Raw genomic sequence first — 17,442 nt, 5'->3', positions numbered from 1 at the left:
GGAGGTCAGCATGAGCGTTCTCGATATTCATGACCTCAAGGTCGAGTTCCCGGGCCGGAAGTCGACATTCGTCGCCGTGGAAGGCGTTACACTGAAGCTGGAAGCAGGCAAGGTCCTCGGCGTCGTCGGGGAATCGGGTGCCGGCAAATCAACCGTCGGCAATGCGGTGATCGGGCTTCTGCAGGAGCCGGGCCGAGTTGCCGAGGGTGAGATCTTTCTGCACGGCCAGCGGATCGACAATCTCCCCGACAAGGAAAAGCGCCTGATGCGCGGCCGTCGGATCGGGATGATTTTCCAGGATCCGCTCACGTCGCTTGATCCGCTTCAAACCGTCGAGTCTCAGCTCGTCGAGACGATCCGTACCCATATGCCCTTCAACGCAAAAGAGGCGCGGACACGAGCTATCGAATTGATCGACGCGGTCGGCATTCCCGACCCCGCCGAACGGATCAAGCAATATCCGCATCAGTTTTCAGGCGGCATGCGCCAGCGCGTCGTGATTGCGCTCGCACTTTGCGCTGAACCTGAGCTGGTGATCGCCGACGAGCCAACCACAGCGCTCGATGTTTCGATCCAGGCGCAAATCCTCGAACTGATGAAGAAGCTCTGTGAGGAGCGGAATGTCGCCATGCTGGTGATCACCCACGACATGGGTGTGATTGCCGACATCACCGACCACGTTGCCGTGATGTATCAGGGCAAGCTGGTGGAATACGGCGAAACGAAACAGGTCCTGGGTGCACCGAACCATCCCTATACCCAGAGCCTGATTTCAGCCGTGCCGCGGCCTGACGTTCGCATTAACCGCTTTCCGGTAGTGAACTACATCGAAAAGGCTGGTGTTCCGACCAAGCACATCGACATCTCGACGCATTGGCTGGGTCAATCCCGCAATTATGAAAAGGCGAACGGTGCGCTACTGTCGATCAAAGACCTCGAAATGCGGTTTGAAACCCACGGGTCAATCATACCCTCTAGGCGTCGTTATTTTCATGCCGTCAAGAAGGTCAGTTTCGACATTCAAGAAGGCGAGACCTTTGGCCTTGTAGGCGAATCCGGATCCGGCAAGTCGACCATCGCACGACTTGTCACCGGACTTTATCATCCGAGCGGCGGGTCGATCCTCTTTGCGGGGCAAGAGCTGACGTCTTTGAAAGACCGCAAGCAGGTGCTTGCCATGCGCCGCCAGATGCAGATGATCTTTCAGGATCCCTTCTCATCGCTGAACGCACGCATGCGTGTCCGTGACATCATCGCCGAGCCGATCAAGTTCCACAAATTGGCGTCATCCAATTCCGAGGTCCATCAAATCGTCGCCGACCTTCTCGATCATGTTGGCCTAGGGGCGGCGGCTGGCCAGAAATTCCCCCATGAGTTTTCGGGCGGGCAACGGCAGCGGATCTCGATTGCCAGGGCTTTGGCGACACGCCCAAGGTTCCTGATCTGCGACGAACCGACTTCAGCCCTGGACGTGTCGATCCAGGCCCAAATCCTGAACCTCTTGAAGGATCTGCAGGAGGAGCTTGGTTTGACCATGCTCTTCATCAGCCACGACTTGGCCGTCATACGTCAGATGTGCAACCGAATCGGCGTCATGCGCCACGGAGAACTATGCGAGGTGTCGGATTGCGACGCGTTGTTTGATACGCCACAGCATGACTACACCCGCCAATTGCTCGGTCTGATGCCGTCCCTCGACCTGCTGTCACGGGATAAGTTGCAGGCGGTCTAGCCTTTCTTGAAGTGGCCGAAGTGCCGCCCGATGCCGACACGACAAAAAAAGGAGGGGGCAAGCCCCCTCCTGTCTGAAATACTCAAAAAACAACACAGAATATAATGTTTCAATCCCTAAATATCGCGGATCAACTCAAATTCCGTAGGGTAAGAATAGCAACTTTTGACATGGTTTAAAACCCATAATTGCCTTCATTTTATTCAATTCCTTTTTTTGATCGCCAAAATCGACTCCACCGTGCCTCATTCTTGACAGATCCTGCCTGTTGATCGACGTGCGGGACGGACGACAGCAATGCTGTTCTCCCGTAATGTGCGCAGCCCGAGTCTGCTTCCTGACTCCGATTTCCCATTTCAGGCCTCTTTGATGACCGCGATACGTTTCAACGTGCTCTCTCGTCTGCTGACTGGCGCATGCGCCCTGCTTTTTGCCCTCTCCCTCATCCTAACCGTCCTTTCGGCAATCCGCGGCCCGCTCTTGCCGGGCGCAACGATAGAGCTGATCTCTCTGATCGTGGCCCTCGCCAGTGGAGCCGGTCTTCTGGCTTGGCAAATAGCGGGCGACTTGCGCCGCAAACTGGACGTGGCAAGTCTTGCGGTTACGACCCTCAGTCTTGCAGCCGCCGGAGCGTTCTACCTGAGTGGCACCGATCCAGAGCAGATCATCAACCCACTCTTCAGCGCCGTCTGTCTTGCAAGTGGGCGCGCGCTTGCAAATGCAGCACGCCAGAGGTTCCCCGATACCGCTGACCAAGATGAGATGTCGGCGCTGCGGCAAGCCTATGGCGCGCTTACCCTTGCCCTCGTCAGTCTGATTGGCTGGTGGGTCTTCTCAGGTCCCTTTGACGGTTTGACAGCCGGAACAGCAGCGCTTGCCCTTGCATGGCCCTACGCGCCGGAGTTCACAAAGGCCCTGATGCTGCACATTGGCGTTCGAAAAGCGCAAGACATCGGTGTCGAGTTGAATGGGGTGGATGCACTCACGGCCATTGCCGCCAGCACCGCCGTTGCCTTTGACAATCCAACATTACTTGCGGACGACCAGTGTGTCGTCACAGATGTCCACGCCTTCGACAAGGGGTCGGAGCGCCTGCTCGCCGTCGCCGCCACCACGGAACGCTATGCAAGACATCCGATCGGCGCCGCCATCCGCTCCATTTCGGAGGACTGGTCCCTGCCCCGGAACGCGCCAGATGAGTGGGAAGAGGTTTCGGGCCTCGGGGCCGTCGCCCTGATCAACGGCAGATCCGTTGCAGTTGGCAACACGGCTCTCATGGCGCAGCTGAAGGTCGACTGTTTCATGGCCAACTCGCTCTGCAAGCCGCTTCAGGCTGCCGGAAAGACCTGTGTGATTGTCTCGGTCGGCGAGCGGGCTGTCGGCATTCTCGGTCTTCAGGGCACGCTACATCCGCAAGCACATGATCTTATTAAGCGCCTCAAGCAGATGGGCGTCGAAAGCCTCCTCGTCACGGGAGCCCATCTTCAAACGGCGGAGGCGGTCGCTACAAATCTCGAGATTGGCAGTGTGACCGACGACATCAGGCAAAGAGATCGGTTCGCGGTCGCACAATCCAGGTTCTCCCAGGCAGAGGGGCTCTATGTCGGGATCGGGGCGAGCGACCGGCGCGGTGTTTTTGCCCTGTCTTCGGAAACAAGGAGCGAGGCCGTTCTGCTGGCAACCCTGCCCGAGGGGCAGCTCGAAGCCCTTGCCGACCTTTTGACCATGGCCTCGAGAATGGACGAGCAAACACGCCTGGTGCGCGGCTTTAACCTTGTCCTGCGAACGCTTGCGGGCCTTCTGGGTGCCGCCGCACTTATGCCTGGTACCGCGGCGCCAATTGTGTTTGTCGTCGGACTCTTGGGATCCTGGCTCATCGCCGACAAACTTGCGAACCGGCTGAAGTTCTGAAGCAATTGTATTTCGACAATCGAACCACTTTGATGCAATCGCGACTTTACAGACGTTGGGGTCGGTGGTGTTAATCGGTTCAAATTCAACTGCGCCGCAAAAGTCCTGAGGGGGAGAAACTCATGTCCAGCAAGAAGACACCCAAGTTGCGATCAACTGCCTGGTTCGACAATCCGGATAACCCGGGCATGACGGCGCTTTACATCGAACGCTATCTCAACTTCGGCCTGACCCGTGAGGAACTTCAATCCGGCAAGCCGATCATCGGAATCGCGCAGACCGGCTCAGATCTTTCGCCCTGCAATCGCCATCACATCGAGCTTGCCAAGCGCGTGCGCGAGGGCATTCGCGAGGCCGGTGGCATCTGCTTTGAATTTCCCGTGCACCCGATCCAGGAAACCGGCAAACGTCCCGGCGCCGCGCTGGACAGAAACCTTGCCTATCTGGGCCTTGTCGAGCTGCTCTACGGCTACCCGATCGACGGTGTCGTGCTGACGATTGGCTGCGACAAGACCACCCCTGCCTGTTTGATGGCGGCTGCAACGGTCAACATTCCGGCCATCGCCCTTTCGGTCGGACCAATGCTCAACGGTTGGCACAAGGGCGAACGGACAGGGTCAGGCACCATTGTGTGGAAAGCGCGCGAGATGCTGGCCGCCGGTGAAATCGATTACGACGGCTTCATGGACCTCGTGTCCTCATCGGCGCCGTCTGTCGGCTATTGCAACACCATGGGGACAGCGACCACCATGAATTCCCTGGCTGAGGCGCTCGGCATGCAGTTGCCCGGATCAGCCGCGATTCCAGCGCCTTACCGTGAACGTGGCCAAATCTCCTACGAGACCGGCCGCCGCATTGTCGACATGGTGCATCAGGACATCAAGCCTTCCGACATCATGACCCGAGAGGCGTTTGAAAACGCGATCGTGGTGAATTCGGCAATCGGCGGCTCAACCAATGCCCCGATCCATCTCAACGCGATCGCCAGCCACCTGGGTGTGCCGCTCGACAATGACGATTGGCAGGAGCTGGGCCACGAAATTCCCCTTATGGTCAACCTTCAGCCCGCTGGCGAATACCTCGGCGAGGACTACCATCACGCCGGCGGTGTTCCCGCGGTCGTTTGCGAATTGATGAAACACGGCAAGCTGCCCCATCCGGGCGCCATGACGGTCAACGGAAAAAGCATTGGCGACAACTGCGGCGATGTCGAGATCGAGATGGCGGAGGTCATCCTGCCGTTTGACGAGCCCCTGAAGGAAAGCGCCGGGTTCATCAACCTGAAGGGCAATCTCTTCAACAGCGCGATCATGAAAACCAGTGTGATCTCCGAGGAGTTCCGCGATCGCTATCTTCTGAACCCGGACGATCTGAACGCCTTTGAAGGCCGCGCGATCGTTTTCGAAGGTCCCGAGGATTATCACGACAACATCGACAATCCCGAGCTCAACATTGATGAACATTGCATGTTGTTCATCCGCGGCACCGGCCCGATTGGCTATCCAGGCGGGGCTGAAGTCGTCAACATGCAGCCGCCGGCGGCCCTGATCAAACGCGGCATCCATTCGCTGCCTTGCATCGGCGATGGCCGCCAGTCGGGGACCTCCGGCTCTCCCTCGATCCTCAATGCATCGCCAGAGGCCGCAGCGATGGGCGGTCTCGCCCTGATCCAGACCGGCGACCGGGTGCGGATCGACCTTGGCAAGGGTACCGCCAATATCCTGATCTCCGACGCAGAACTGGCTGAGCGGCGCTCGGCCCTCGAAGCCGAAGGGGGCTTTGCCTATGCGGAGCACCAGACACCATGGCAGGAAATCCAGCGCGGCATGGTGGATCAGTTCGACAAGGGCATGGTGCTGAAGCCCGCTGTCAAATATCAGGACGTTGCTCACTCGAAGGGTCTGCCGCGTGACAATCACTAGGTGTCCTTCGGTCCGCGCATGGATAAAGGCAGCCAATGGCCCGGTTCTGACTTGACGATTACGTAAAGGTCATGCTTCATCTCTCCCGAACCGGTGCTGCTGGCGCCGCAATGTTTATGGAGGAATGAAATGAGCCTGGAACAATTGACCGAGACGGTCCGCGGCAAGGTCGCAGGCGGTGGCATCGACGAGAGTGTGAAGTTCGACCTGGGCGAAACCGGCAAGATCTTCGTTCAAGGCTCGAACGTCAGCAATGAAGATGCCGATGCCGACTGCACCATCACGATGTCGCCCGAGGATCTTTCGGAGATGCTTGCCGGTGATCTCAACCCGACGGCGGCCTTCATGGGCGGCAAACTCAAGGTCGATGGCGACATGAGCGTCGCCATGAAGCTTGGCAGCATCGTCTGAGACACGTCCGGTCAACCGGTCTGATTTCAATAAAAGCGCTGGTCCCTCAGGGGCTGGCGCTTTTTTCGTTCAAGCCTCCGTTGTTCTGCCAGTTTTGACAAGGCCGGCCATCGGCGTTCTACTCGCTCTTCGAAAGGAACTGGCACTCAGGAGACTTCCGATGCAGACCTTACAGGATCGGCGGGCCCGTTTCATGGCTCTCCATCAAGAGACCCGCGCCTTTCTCATGCCAAACCCTTTCGACAAAGGGACAACTCAAATCCTTGAGGGCCTTCGCTTTGACGCGCTTGCCACGACCAGCGCGGGATATGCCTTCTCACGGGGCCTGAAAGACGCTGAAGGATTGATCACCCGGGATATGGCGCTGTCCCATGCGGCTGAAATCGTTGCCGCAACGACCCTGCCGGTCAACGGTGATCTGGAAAACGGGTTTGGCGACACCCCGGACGAGGTTGCCGAAACGGTTCGCGGCGCGATCGAGGCCGGTCTCAGCGGGTGCTCGATCGAGGATTTTTCGACGGATCCGGTCGCACCCTTTTATTCCCAAGAGCTTGCCGTGGAGCGCATCCGTGCGGCCGTGGACATCAAGAAGCGGCTTGCGCCGGATTTCGTGCTGACTGCCCGAAGCGAGGCGCCGATTGCCGATCCTGAACACCTCGAGATGACGATCGAACGCCTCAATGCCTTTGCAGAGGTGGGTGCAGACTGTCTCTATGCGCCGGAACTGGTGAAACACGACGACATTGAAGCGGTCCTTGGCCGGATTTCCAAACCACTGAACATTCTCGCAGGTCGGCAGCATTTCAACCTCACGCGCAAGGAATTGGCCGACATGGGGGTTGCCCGCCTCTCCATTGGCTCGGGTCTTGCGCGGATCGCCTATGGCGCGTTCACTGCTGCAGCCGAAGACATGAAGGACAGCGGCACCTTTGGCTGCTTTGACCGGGCTGTGGGGCTATCGGACTTTGACCCCTTCCTGAAGGGACAAGGATGACCCGCACAGGTGCCCTGCACATGCAACGGGCGGGCCCAAGTGATGCGCCAGCGCTCGCCGATCTGGCGAACCGCGCCTACCGGGACTGGATCGACGTCATTGGCTCCAAGCCCCAGCCCATGGGCGCCGACTACGATGATCTCATCGACAAGGACGAGGTCTGGATGACCGGCCCCCGGGGCATGCCGGAAGGTTCTCTCGTGCTGAGGCAGGAGGATGACCATCTCTTGCTCTGGAGCATCGCAGTCTCGCCGGGCACGCAGGGCACGGGTCTCGGCAATCGCTTGCTTGATTTCACCCTTGCACGGGCTAGAAACCTCTCGTTTTCAGAGGTTCGCCTCTTCACCAACATGAAAATGCAAAGCAATCGAGACTGGTATGCCCGCAAGGGCTTCCGTGAAGCCGAGCGCAAGATGATTGGCACAAAACACGTGGTCATCATGACGCGATCGGTCTGATCTGCACTTGGCGCACTCATCCTCCTGCGCTTACTGTCGACCAACGACAATGACGGGGGGACACATCAGATGACTAGCATTCTCGTAATCGGAGCGGCCGGAATGGTCGGACGCAAGCTGGTGGATGCGCTGATTGCACGCCAGCACTTGCGCGGCACGGAACTCAGCAAGCTCACGCTGGTCGACGTCGTCGAGCCCGATGTTCCAACGGATGCGCCCTGCCCAGTGTCAGCCATTGCCTGCGATTTTTCCGCCGAAGGCACGGCCGAAAAGCTCATCTCCGATCGGCCGGATGTCATCTTCCATTTGGCTGCGATCGTGTCGGGCGAATCAGAATCAGACTACGACAAGGGCTATCGGATCAATCTGGATGGTTCGCGGCATCTGTTTGAGGCGATCCGGAAAGCCGGCGATAACTACTGTCCCCGGGTGGTCTACACCTCCTCGATTGCCGTTTTCGGCGCACCCTTTCCCGACCCTATCCCCGATGATTTTCACCTCACCCCGCTGACTTCCTACGGCACGCAAAAGGCAATAGGAGAGATGCTTCTGGCCGACCTGACGCGGCGTGGCATGATGGACGGCATCGGCATCCGCCTGCCAACCATTGTCGTGCGTCCGGGCAAGGCCAATCTTGCGGCGTCCAGCTTCTTTTCCGGGATCATTCGCGAACCGCTCAACGGCCAGGAAGCTATCCTCCCAGTCGACGACGATGTTCTTCACTGGATGGCCAGTCCGCGTTCCGCGGTGGCGTTCCTGATCCACGCGGCAGAGCTGGACGGAGAAGCCATCGGCCCGCGGCGCAATCTCACCATGCCGGGCGTGGCGGCAACGGTTGCTGAAGAAATCGAGGCTTTGCGCAAGATTGGCGGTGAGGCCCGTGTAAAACTGATCCGGCGGGAGCCAAACGAGATCATTCAACGAATCGTGGGAGGCTGGCCGCGCCGGTTCGATGCTGCCCGCGCTACTAGCTTGGGCTTCAAGGCAGACAGCTCCTTCGAGGCAATTGTCCGAACCTATATCGAGGAAGAAGGTATATCGGTCTAGCGTCCCTTCAGATAGGACCGGTTGATCACAGTGTCCGGCAGGCCACCCGCCAGAACTTTGATGATGCTGTCCGCCGCAGATTCTGTAATCTGACGCCGTATGTAGGTTACGGCAGACCCCAGATGAGGCGACAGGACGGTCTTTGGTGACGTGATCAAGCGTGCCTCGATGGACCGGGGACGCTCGACACGTGCCCAATCCTCAAACTCGAAGACATCGGCCGCGTAGCCAGCAATTGTTCCGGCCTCAAGTGCATCAGCGATCGCCGCTTCATCAACCAGCGACCCTCTTGCCGTGTTGATCAGGTAGGCTTGAGGCCTCATCTGCTTTAGAAATTCTGCGTCGACAATGCCTTGCGTTTCAGCGGTTAGCGGCAGTGCGAGAACCACGGAGTCTGCCCTCCGGCATATCTCCACAGGCGAGACGTATTCAGCGGAATAGGCTTCTTCCTACTCTAAACTCAATCGTTTGACGTCATGATAGAGCCGCGGGCCGCCAAAGCCTGTAAGCATGCGCATGACTGCCTGACCAAGTTTGCCCGCTCCGATGATGCCAACGGTCGCTCCGACAAGGGACGATCCGAAAAAGGTCGGTCGCCAGCCATTGAATTTACCAGCGCGGACATGACGGTCAGCAGGCATAGAGTGCCGAGCCAAAGCGATCATCATTGCCACGGTCAGCTCAGCGGTCGGGTCCGTTAGAAGATCCGGAACGATGGACACAGCGACACCTCGCCTGGAACAGGCGTCAACGTCGATGTTGTCATAGCCCTTGAGGGCACCAGCGACAATTCTCAACTCGGGGCAACGATCCAGGAACTCCGCATCGATCCGCTCGGTCATAAAGGCCATGACAGCTGAAGCCGACTGACAGCGGTGCGCGAGCTCCTCCGAACCAAAAGGCTCTGGACCCGGGTTCATGTCCACAACGCCAGATTGTTCGAGTACGTTCACTACGTTGTTCTCGACCGGCTGTGCCAAAACAATAGATTCCATCTGCCTATTTCTCCCATTCAGCCATCTAGTTGCGTATCTGGGAGTTAACGATTCAAGATTTCATACAAATGACACGCCGCCGTTACGCAGAATGCCTACCGTTATGCTTAAGTTGCCGCGCATTGGCAAGCAGGCGGCAATATGTTGAAGACGGTATACAGAAAAAAGCTGTAAAAGAGGATCTAACCGGGTCCCAATCCGCGGTTTCCCTGAGTTCGGTCGGCGTGACCTATCCGAATGGAACAATCGCCCTTGAACCGCTTGATCTCAAGTTCAATGCCGATCAGATGACCGTGCTGCTAGGTCGCTCAGGTGCGGGGAAATCTTCGCTTCTGCGCTCGCTCAACCTACTGGTGCGGCGGACCAGCGGAACTGTGGCCACCTCGACGCTCGGCACCTTGGACACGAAAGACAAGATTCGGGATCACCGCAGGGAAACGGCAATGATCTATCAGCAGCATCAGCTGATAGGCCGCCGAACTGCCTTGCAAAACGTCCTTACCGGCCGAATGGGCCGTCATTCCACGCTGCGGACATTGTTTCCTTTTTCCAAGGAAGAGCGCCTGCTCGCGCTCGCGTGCCTTGACCGGGTCGACCTCTTCGAGAAGGCGCTGATCAGATGCGACTCTCTCTCCGGCGGCCAGCAGCAGCGGGTCGGGATCGCCAGAGCACTTGCCCAGCAACCGCAACTGATCCTGGCCGATGAGCTCGTCGCCTCGCTAGACCCGGCCTCTTCGGTCCGGGTTTTGAGCATTCTCCGCGACATCTGCAGTCAAGACTCCATTCCGGTCATCTTGAGCTTGCATCAGATCGACTACGCCCGTGATTTCGCTGACAGAATTGTCGGCCTTTCCAGCGGGCGCGTTGTTTTCGACGGTCCGCCTCAAGACCTGTCGGAAACTGCCTTGAGAGAAATCTACGGGGACAGCTGACCCCGGGATCAAAGCAAACTCAACCTTTGGAAGGGAATGAACATGTTCCGACGTCTCGCAATCGGCCTTCTGGCCGGACTCACTATGGGGCTCACTGCCGCCAGCGCCGAAGATTACAATCCCGACACCCTGAAAGTGGCTTTGCTGCCGGACGAAAATGCGGCGACCGTCATTCAAAACAATGAAGGTCTTGCAGATTACCTCGAGAACGCTCTCGGCAAGAAAATCGAGCTGATTGTTACGACCGACTACTCTTCGATGATTGAAGCCATGCGCTTTGGCCGTATTGATGTGGCCTACTTCGGTCCGGCTTCCTACACGATTGCCAAGGACAAGATGAAGGGTGGCGACCTAGACATCGAACCTTTCGCGGCGCGCCTGAAAGGCGGCTCAACCACTTATCAGTCCGTTCTGATCGCAAATGCTGACAGCCAGATCGAAAAGGTCGAAGACATCAAGGGCTCCGGCATCGAGCTGGCCTATGGTGACCAGGCATCGACCTCCAGCCACTTCGCGCCGAAGTACATGCTGCTAAAAGCTGGCGTCAAAGTCGAAGACGACTACAAGCAGAACTTTCTCGGCGCACATGACGCTGTTGCCGTCAACGTTGCGCGCGGCAACGCAGCCGTCGGTGGCCTGAGCCGTCCAATTCTGGAAAGTATGCTCGAAAAAGGCACGATCGATGCCGCCCAGATCCGCATCCTAGGCTATTCCGACCCAATCCCTCAGTATCCTTGGGTCCTGCGCACCGATCTAAACGAAGATGTGATCACAACGCTCAAAGCAGCTTTCTACAACCTGGAAAAAGGCAACGAGGCGCATGACGCTGTCCTGAAGCCGTTCAAGTCGGACGGTTTCGCAGCCATCAAAGATGAAGACTACGACATCATTCGCGAAATCCGCGCCAACGTCCAATAGTCCCATTTCTCTGAGCCGGCATTCACTGCCGCTCAGCACCTCTTCAGGATACAGCCATGACGACATCGCCTTCACTCTCCAGATCCTCAGAAGACGTCGACGCCGTTCTGGCTCATGAAAAATCTGCCCGGTTGCGCAATCTCATTGGAACCGGACTTGTGGCCCTGTTCGTTCTGGCCTGTCTGTGGCTGACCGAGACGTTGAACGGACCACGTCTTGCGGAAGGGCTGCCTGCAATCGGTGTCATTCTGGGTGAAATGGTTCCGCCTGACTTCACCCGATGGCAGCGTTGGTTGTCGCCGCTCCTTGACACTCTCGCCATGTCGGTCGCTGGTACGGCACTGGCTGTGGCTCTCTCTTTGCCACTAGGCTTTCTGGCCGCGCAAAACACCACACCGAACACGACGACCTATCATATCGCCCGGCTGATCCTGAACATCCTACGGTCCATTCCCGAGTTGATCATGGGTATCATTTTCGTCGCTGCGGTCGGCTTCGGCATGTTGCCCGGAGTGCTCGCGCTGGGACTTCACTCCGTGGGTATGGTGGGAAAGTTCTTTGCAGAAGCGACCGGAGCGTCAAAGCTGCAAGTCATCCAATCCTCGGTTTTCCCGCAGGTTTTCCCGCAGTTCGGCGACGTCACCATGTACCGCTGGGAGTATAATTTCCGCGCTTCGACGGTCATGGGAATGGTCGGCGCCAGTGGTATCGGCACGGAGTTGGTCGGATCGTTGCGGCTCCTGGACTACCCCCAGGTTGGCGCGATTCTCCTGGTTATTCTGGGCGCTGTAACCCTCGTCGACCTGCTGAGCACCCGCCTGCGCCGAGCGTTCAAATAGTTTGAGAGCGCCTACAGGCTGCGAGACTGCATTCAATGGCGCAACCATTTAGACTATCTCGCGCCGCGGGCGCTCACCAACATAGGTTGCCCTAGGTCTGATTTGTTCCGGGGTCGCATATTGTTCCAGAGCATGAGCGATCCAACCGACAATCCTGCCTGCGCAAAAGAGGCTCTTGCCGGCGTCTTCAGGCAGGCCCAACGTGCGTTGCGCGGCCGCCAGGGCAAAATCGATGTTGGGACACACGCCGAAGAGATCGTCCGCGGTCTGAACGATCTCCGGCAAGAGCCTGGCGAAGGGATGCCCGCCCGCAGACTCTTTGAGAATCCGCAAAAGACAGTCCGCTCTCGGATCTCTGCCGGTATAAATGCCGTGGCCAAAGCCAGGCAGTTCCTCACCCCTTGCCAGCCGTCCGCCAAGAACGGTTTCAATATCTCGCTCTTCAGAGATTTCAGCCAGCCAGGCTCTTGCGCGATCCGAGGCGGCGCCGTGACGGGGACCGGAAAACGCGCCGATGCCAGACAACAAGGCTGCATGCAGCGGTGCGCGGGTCGAGGCAGCGCAGCGCACAGCAAAAGCGCTGGTGTTGAGTTCATGGTCCGCAGCCAAGACCAGAGCGGCACGCAAAACCTCCTGGCCTGCGCCCGAGATGTGCCAGGCGTCCGCGAACTGGACATGGATTGGTGCTGTTTGCGGCTCTGTCTGCAGCAGAATCGCCACGCCGTAACGCAGAAGCTGAGCACCTTTCTTGCGCAACAGCTGCGGTGACAACGTATAGGCAGCGCGATCCGAGGCAGGCCAGACGGCATAGGCCCCCATCAACCGGTCGACAGCGCCCAGCCCATCCGGAACCGCAGGAAGCTTGACGTCTGGCGCTTCGGCGAAAGGATCATCGCTGCAATCCCAGAGCAGGGTCGCGACCGCTTCCAGGGTCGATGTCTGCGCCAGGTCCGTTGCGAGAAGACCCCGATAGAGAGGGCCGTCCTCTGTGATCATTGTCAGCCGCGTTTCAAGCACCGAGTGTCCCGACAAACCCGGCGTGCCGGACCCCTCATCGGTGTCCTTGCCGGTCTTGAGCCGCCGCACATCTGCAGCGTCATAGCGCTTCTGTTTGCCAGGCCCTGGAACGGACTGGATCAACCCGCGGCTGACATAGGCATAGAGGGTTGCCGGGCGAACGCCCAACTCGGCAGCGGCCTCCTGAGCGGAAAGATAGATCGGCGTCGACATATATTGATTGTATTTATCAATATTGACGATATCAAGCACGATCGGGTTATGTCGCTGCCAAATCAAGGAGCAGTACCCATGACCAAAGCCCTGAAACACGGCGAGCTGACCCCCGCCAACGCCACCGGACTGGAAGGCGTTATCGTTGCGAATACGGTTCTCAGCGACATCGACGGTATCAAAGGCGAGCTCCTCCTGCGGGGGAAACCCATCGAGGCGCTCGCCGGTCACCTTTCCTTTGAAGACGCCATTGCGCATCTTTGGCAGGATCTCGTGTCCCTGCCATCGGGAGATCTCCGGCGCGCGTTCGGCACGGCAAGAGTTCGAGCTTTTGCGGGCGTGGCGGCCATGCAGGCAGCACCAGCGGATCTGACAGTCTTTGAACGCATGCGCGTGGGGCTGAGCGCACTATCGCTTCACGAAACACAAACCCCCGATGCCGTGGCAATCTCGGGTGCCATGCCCGTTCTTTTGGCCGCAGCGCAGCGGATCAAGGAGGGACTTTCCCCGATTGCGCCGGACTCCGGCCTTCGCACCGCTGAGGATCTGCTGCGGATGCTCTTGGGTACCCCCGCGCCTGGCCATGCCGTCGAGGCCGTCGACCGCTACCTGGTTACGATCCTCGACCACGGACTTAACGCCTCAACCTTTGCAGCAAGAGTTATCGCGTCAACCCAGGCGGACATGCGCGATGCTGTCATCGGCGCCATGGGCGCCTTGAAGGGGCCTCTTCACGGCGGCGCGCCCGGTCCGGTGCTCGACATGCTTGATGCCGTGGGCCAGCCCGACAACGCCGACAGCTGGATTGAACAGGAGCTGTCCTCCGGCGCGCGCCTCATGGGCTTTGGCCACCGGGTCTACCGCACCCGTGATCCCCGGGCTGATGTGTTGAAAGCCGGACTGCGGAAACTGCCCCAGGACAATCCGAAGCTCGTTCTGGCAGAAGCCGTCGAAAGCGCCGCCCTTGCAGCGCTGGCCAAAGCCAAGCCGGATCGCGCGCTGGATACGAATGTGGAATTCTACACCGCCGTGCTTCTGGATGCGGTCGAGATCGACCGGTCCCTGTTTACACCGCTCTTCGCAGTTGGCCGGACACCGGGGTGGTGCGCTCATGTTCTGGAACAGCAAGCGGCCGGAAAACTGATCCGCCCTGCCTCGCGTTATGTCGGGCCGAAGCCTGACGCTTGAAACTATTCGCTGCCCTTCTTGTAGGCCATGCCGATGGTTGCGGGCGCGGTTTCCCGAAAGCCGAATTTCTCGTAGAGCCTGTTTGCCGGCACGTCGGCGAGCAGGTTCACATAGGCGGTATCGGGAATATTTGAGGCGATGTAATCGCTGAGCGCCTGAACAATCAGCCGACCATAGCCCTTGCCGTGATATTCAGGACGAACGACGATGTCGACGATTTGCACCGAGAGGGCGCCGTCGCCGACGATCCGTCCCATGCCGATGTCTTCGCCGTCAAGCTCCAGAACGACGCAGTGGAGTGACTTCGGAAGACCCATCCTTGCGGCCTCCAGCGAATAGCTGCTCAGGCCACCGGCCGCGCGCAGGTCCAGATATGTCTGCGGATCAGGCAAGCGTTCAACAATTTCCGGGGCCACAGACTGTTCCTCCTCATCATGGTCAGGGCCAGAGACTTGATGAAAACATGCGCGACTTCAATGAAAAAGGCCGGAGCAATGCCCCGGCCTTATTGCAGATGCGCTCGCGACACCGCCTATTGAATGACGATCTCCGGACCCATCAGGCTATAAGGCAGCCAGGTCGAAAGGATCGGTACATAAGTGACGAGGACCAGGAACAAGAGAAGCACCAGAACAAATGGCGCAGCGGCCTTGACCACCTGCACCAGGCTCATGCCGGTGATGCCCGATGTCACGAACAGGTTCAGGCCGATCGGCGGTGTGATCATGCCGATTTCCATGTTTACCACCATGATGATGCCCAGATGGATCGGATCGACGCCCAGCTCCATGCCGATCGGGAACACAACCGGTGCAACGATCAGCAGCAAGCCGGATGGCTCCATGAACTGACCACCGATCAACAGCAGGATGTTGACCGCAATCAGGAACGTGAACCAGTTGAAGCCGGCTTCGACCATCCAGTCGGTGATCACCTGAGGGATCTGTTCCGCCGTCAGCGTGTGGGCGAACAACAGCGCATTGACGATGATGAACATCAACATGATGGTCGTCTTGGCCGAGTCCGAGAAGACCTTCTTCGTGTCCGCATGGAACAGCGCAGGGAAGAACTTCAGAACGATCACGCCAAGGTTCCGGCCCCAGGCCGCTGCGCCCCTCGCATAGGTTTCCGGCAGCTGCGCCGGTGAAAGACCGGCACGCAGCATGGGATAGGCCACCATCACGGCTGCGACGACAACCCAGAACCACAAGGTCCAGAAGCTGGCCGTCACCTCGAAGGCAGCCAACAGGCCGGAGACGGCAAAAGCCGCGACGATCGAGTAAAGGTAGCTCTTGAAGCCGGTCAGCCCCAGGGCGCCATCACTTTCCTCGATCCAGGCGATGCCCGTCAGCGGACCCATGTCGCGATAGACGAAGAGTGCAATCAGACAGGCATAGACTGCCGCGACAGCGGCCGCTTCCGTCGGTGTGAAGATACCGCCGTATATACCGCCAAGAATGATCACCATCAGGAAGAGGCCAACGGCTGCTTCTGCCAGCGCGCCCCAGATCTCCTTGAAACCGGGCCATGGCTGGGCCGGCAGGTTCTTGACGCGCGCCATGATATAGATCGCGGTCATCAGCATCAGACCGGCCAAAATGCCCGGAATGACACCGGCCAGGAACATGCGGCCGACGGAGACGTTGGTTGCCGCGGCATAGACGACCATGACGATGGATGGTGGAATCAGGATGCCAAGCGTACCGGCATTGGCGATGACGCCTGCCGCGAAGTCCTTGGTATATCCGGCCTGGCGCATTCCGGCGATGGCAATGGTGCCGATGGCGACCACGGTTGCCGGAGAAGAGCCGGACAGCGCCGCAAACATCATGCAAGCAAAGACCGCCGCAATCGCCAGACCACCACGGATCGAACCGACCGTCGCAATGGAGAAGCGGATGATCCGCCGCGCCACGCCGCCGGTCGACATGAAGCTCGACGCCAGAATGAAGAAGGGGATCGCAAGCAGCGTGAAGTTCTGCGAGGCATTGAAAAGCTGCACCGCGACCGAACTCATGGAGTCGTGGCTGAACAGGGCTATGTAGAGGACTGCGGACAGCCCCAACGAAACGGCAATCGGCACGCCCAAAAACAGGAAGCCGAAGACGAAGATGAAAAGAAAGGCTGTTTCCATGGGTCTCAGTCCTTCAACGCATCTTTGTTCTCAGCCACAAGCTCTTCGGCTTCATGGGCTGCAATCATGGAATCTTTCTGTCCGGTCACGATCATCCAGAAGGCCTGGGCTGCACGGAAGCCGAGAAGGACCAGGCCGATCGGCAAGATCACATAAGGCATCCAGCGCGGGACACGCTCGCGCACCTCGAAGGTCTCCTGAACCCATAGAGGCCACTTAAGGTCCTCCATGCCGATGGGCAGCTTGTAGAACTTCGCGACATAGGCATAGGCGCCGCCGGTGGAGCCCTTGTTTTCAAGACCGAACAGCGCGCCAAACCAGCTGGCGTCGAACAGAAGCGCCGCATAGAGAACCGTCAATCCGGCGCCAAGCAGTGCGGCAATTCGGAACAGGGGTTTCGGCAAGAGGCGAATGACCGCGTCGACGCCCAGATGGGCTCCGATCTTGATGCCGTAGCTCATGCCAAAGAGAATCAGCCACGCAAAGAGAACGCGCGTGAATTCCAGCGCGCCGCCCCAGCCGGAATTAAATCCGTAACGCGCCACCACCTGGCTGAATGTAACGAGTGTCATCAGCGCCAGAATGGCAGCGATGAAATTTTCTTCTGCGGCGTCGATGAACCGCCCGAGACGGGACATGAGTGCCTCCCCCTACCCTGCAGCCTGATGGCTCCATGGACATCAATTTGTTGAATTAGGTATCCGTTTGCAACGAAGGGCCCGGAGATCCGG

The 17,442-nt window shown here is 58.6% G+C and carries 15 protein-coding genes and 1 pseudogene; 11 read left to right on the top strand and 5 right to left on the bottom strand.

Going from position 1 to position 17,442, the window contains the following annotated elements; all coding sequences use genetic code 11:
- Window positions 1-10 precede the first annotated feature (10 nt).
- From IG617_RS15665 to denD, 7 genes are all read left to right on the top strand, one after another.
- Window positions 11-1,732: an ABC transporter ATP-binding protein gene (locus IG617_RS15665; protein WP_192110163.1), complete on the top strand. Its 1,722-nt coding sequence runs from the start codon at window positions 11-13 to the stop codon at window positions 1,730-1,732.
- 369 nt (window positions 1,733-2,101) lie between these two features.
- On the top strand, window positions 2,102-3,643 hold the full coding sequence (locus tag IG617_RS15660) for an HAD family hydrolase (RefSeq protein WP_192110162.1): 1,542 nt from the start codon (window positions 2,102-2,104) through the stop codon (window positions 3,641-3,643).
- A gap of 122 nt (window positions 3,644-3,765) precedes the next feature.
- Window positions 3,766-5,565, top strand: a complete 1,800-nt coding sequence (locus tag IG617_RS15655; protein ID WP_192110161.1) for an IlvD/Edd family dehydratase — start codon at window positions 3,766-3,768, stop codon at window positions 5,563-5,565.
- Window positions 5,566-5,694: 129 nt separating this feature from the next.
- Entirely contained in the window at window positions 5,695-5,976 is a 282-nt protein-coding gene (locus IG617_RS15650; RefSeq protein WP_192110160.1) for an SCP2 sterol-binding domain-containing protein, read from the top strand.
- Window positions 5,977-6,136: 160 nt separating this feature from the next.
- Complete coding sequence (locus IG617_RS15645; RefSeq protein WP_192110159.1) at window positions 6,137-6,970, top strand: isocitrate lyase/PEP mutase family protein; 834 nt, start codon at window positions 6,137-6,139, stop codon at window positions 6,968-6,970.
- Window positions 6,967-7,428, top strand: coding sequence for a GNAT family N-acetyltransferase (locus tag IG617_RS15640; protein WP_192110158.1), 462 nt, complete (start codon window positions 6,967-6,969; stop codon window positions 7,426-7,428). The genes IG617_RS15645 and IG617_RS15640 overlap by 4 nt, the downstream gene beginning before the upstream one ends.
- Before the next feature lie 69 nt (window positions 7,429-7,497).
- On the top strand, window positions 7,498-8,475 hold the full coding sequence (gene denD, locus IG617_RS15635) for a D-erythronate dehydrogenase (protein WP_192110157.1): 978 nt from the start codon (window positions 7,498-7,500) through the stop codon (window positions 8,473-8,475).
- Here denD and IG617_RS21690 read toward each other — a convergent pair.
- Window positions 8,472-9,470, bottom strand: a pseudogene (locus tag IG617_RS21690) (NAD(P)-dependent oxidoreductase). The gene denD and the pseudogene IG617_RS21690 overlap by 4 nt on opposite strands.
- Before the next feature lie 29 nt (window positions 9,471-9,499).
- Here IG617_RS21690 and phnC point away from each other — a divergent pair.
- Genes phnC through phnE form a run of 3 tightly spaced genes read left to right on the top strand, consistent with a single transcriptional unit; the run spans window position 9,500 to window position 12,159 of the window.
- Window positions 9,500-10,402, top strand: a complete 903-nt coding sequence (gene phnC, locus IG617_RS15620) for a phosphonate ABC transporter ATP-binding protein (RefSeq protein WP_254170568.1) — start codon at window positions 9,500-9,502, stop codon at window positions 10,400-10,402.
- Between the two features lie 42 nt (window positions 10,403-10,444).
- Window positions 10,445-11,320 (top strand): phosphate/phosphite/phosphonate ABC transporter substrate-binding protein, encoded by an 876-nt coding sequence (phnD, locus tag IG617_RS15615; protein ID WP_192110154.1) that lies wholly within the window; start codon window positions 10,445-10,447, stop codon window positions 11,318-11,320.
- Between the two features lie 56 nt (window positions 11,321-11,376).
- Complete coding sequence (gene phnE, locus IG617_RS15610; RefSeq protein WP_192110153.1) at window positions 11,377-12,159, top strand: phosphonate ABC transporter, permease protein PhnE; 783 nt, start codon at window positions 11,377-11,379, stop codon at window positions 12,157-12,159.
- 48 nt (window positions 12,160-12,207) lie between these two features.
- Here phnE and IG617_RS15605 read toward each other — a convergent pair whose 3' ends face one another.
- A complete protein-coding gene (locus IG617_RS15605; RefSeq protein ID WP_192110228.1) occupies window positions 12,208-13,389 on the bottom strand; it encodes a citrate/2-methylcitrate synthase in 1,182 nt (393 codons plus the stop codon).
- 78 nt (window positions 13,390-13,467) lie between these two features.
- Between IG617_RS15605 and IG617_RS15600 the strand changes: the two genes are divergently transcribed.
- Window positions 13,468-14,577 carry a citrate synthase gene (locus IG617_RS15600; RefSeq protein WP_192110152.1) on the top strand — a complete coding sequence of 370 codons (1,110 nt, stop codon included), beginning with the start codon at window positions 13,468-13,470 and terminating at the stop codon, window positions 14,575-14,577.
- Window positions 14,578-14,579: 2 nt separating this feature from the next.
- Here IG617_RS15600 and IG617_RS15595 read toward each other — a convergent pair whose 3' ends face one another.
- From IG617_RS15595 to IG617_RS15585, 3 genes are all read right to left on the bottom strand, one after another.
- Window positions 14,580-14,993, bottom strand: coding sequence for a GNAT family N-acetyltransferase (locus IG617_RS15595; RefSeq protein ID WP_338109990.1), 414 nt, complete (start codon window positions 14,991-14,993; stop codon window positions 14,580-14,582).
- A gap of 116 nt (window positions 14,994-15,109) precedes the next feature.
- Window positions 15,110-16,711, bottom strand: a complete 1,602-nt coding sequence (locus tag IG617_RS15590) for a TRAP transporter large permease (RefSeq protein ID WP_192110151.1) — start codon at window positions 16,709-16,711, stop codon at window positions 15,110-15,112.
- 5 nt (window positions 16,712-16,716) lie between these two features.
- Window positions 16,717-17,349 carry a TRAP transporter small permease gene (locus tag IG617_RS15585; RefSeq protein ID WP_192110150.1) on the bottom strand — a complete coding sequence of 211 codons (633 nt, stop codon included), beginning with the start codon at window positions 17,347-17,349 and terminating at the stop codon, window positions 16,717-16,719.
- Window positions 17,350-17,442: the final 93 nt, after the last annotated feature.

This window comes from Roseibium polysiphoniae (assembly GCF_014842925.1).
GTDB classification, from domain to species: domain Bacteria; phylum Pseudomonadota; class Alphaproteobacteria; order Rhizobiales; family Stappiaceae; genus Roseibium; species Roseibium polysiphoniae.
This window is presented reverse-complemented; position numbering and strand designations above follow the sequence as displayed.

Bases quoted from the DNA above. Each gene is read 5' to 3' on its own strand.
- phnD (WP_192110154.1), top strand. From the start codon at position 10,445: ATGTTCCGACGTCTCGCAATCGGCCTTCTGGCCGGACTCACTATGGGG.
- IG617_RS15645 (WP_192110159.1), top strand. From the start codon at position 6,137: ATGCAGACCTTACAGGATCGGCGGGCCCGTTTCATGGCTCTCCATCAA.
- IG617_RS15655 (WP_192110161.1), top strand. From the start codon at position 3,766: ATGTCCAGCAAGAAGACACCCAAGTTGCGATCAACTGCCTGGTTCGAC.
- IG617_RS15660 (WP_192110162.1), top strand. From the start codon at position 2,102: ATGACCGCGATACGTTTCAACGTGCTCTCTCGTCTGCTGACTGGCGCA.
- denD (WP_192110157.1), top strand. From the start codon at position 7,498: ATGACTAGCATTCTCGTAATCGGAGCGGCCGGAATGGTCGGACGCAAG.
- IG617_RS15650 (WP_192110160.1), top strand. From the start codon at position 5,695: ATGAGCCTGGAACAATTGACCGAGACGGTCCGCGGCAAGGTCGCAGGC.
- IG617_RS15590 (WP_192110151.1), bottom strand. From the start codon at position 16,711: ATGGAAACAGCCTTTCTTTTCATCTTCGTCTTCGGCTTCCTGTTTTTG.
- IG617_RS15605 (WP_192110228.1), bottom strand. From the start codon at position 13,389: ATGTCGACGCCGATCTATCTTTCCGCTCAGGAGGCCGCTGCCGAGTTG.
- IG617_RS15600 (WP_192110152.1), top strand. From the start codon at position 13,468: ATGACCAAAGCCCTGAAACACGGCGAGCTGACCCCCGCCAACGCCACC.
- IG617_RS15585 (WP_192110150.1), bottom strand. From the start codon at position 17,349: ATGTCCCGTCTCGGGCGGTTCATCGACGCCGCAGAAGAAAATTTCATC.
- phnE (WP_192110153.1), top strand. From the start codon at position 11,377: ATGACGACATCGCCTTCACTCTCCAGATCCTCAGAAGACGTCGACGCC.
- IG617_RS15665 (WP_192110163.1), top strand. From the start codon at position 11: ATGAGCGTTCTCGATATTCATGACCTCAAGGTCGAGTTCCCGGGCCGG.
- IG617_RS15640 (WP_192110158.1), top strand. From the start codon at position 6,967: ATGACCCGCACAGGTGCCCTGCACATGCAACGGGCGGGCCCAAGTGAT.